Here is a 571-nt window from a genome sequence, read left to right on the forward strand (position 1 = left end):
TGTCAAAGTGAAGTTGCCTGTTGTAACATCTTTCATACTCAATTTACCAATGAGGTTTGTTGCATCGACTGTAACAGAATCACCACGATTAAGATTGCCAAGTGCAACATTACCTACACCTTTGATAGTTGCTGTACTCATTGAAGCAAAGTCTGTGTTTATAGCAGAGAAACTATTAATAGCATTGACATTGAGTGTTTGCACTTTAGCAAAGACAGAACCAGCGATAGAACCGTTCCCTAAACCTAAATGACCCCCTGTAGTGTCTATATTTAAAAGAGTTGCTTTATCTGCAAGCACTGTTCCAGACCAATCTGAATTTGTGCGAATGCTAAGCTCTGTTGTGCCTGTGAGGTTAATATTTCCATTTCCAGCATTTCCAGAAGTTGTAGTAGTTCCTTTATCTAATGTAAGATTTGTTTTACCTGTATGATCAAATACAGATTCAACATTCCCTGAACTCTTAGAAACAATATTAAGATTCTTAGCTCCTAAACCAACAAGATAGAATTTATCTGCATTAGTTAATGTTCCAGCACCACTATCAAAATTAATCTCAACATCACTCAAT

Annotated in this window: 1 protein-coding gene; it reads right to left on the reverse strand. The window is 36.3% G+C overall.

Going from position 1 to position 571, the window contains the following annotated elements; genetic code table 11:
• Positions 1–571: hypothetical protein (locus CCZ01_RS10635; RefSeq protein ID WP_220106551.1), on the reverse strand; the 571-nt coding region annotated here is incomplete at both ends.

This window comes from Helicobacter monodelphidis, from assembly GCF_003288845.1.
Classification (GTDB): Bacteria; Campylobacterota; Campylobacteria; order Campylobacterales; family Helicobacteraceae; genus NHYN01.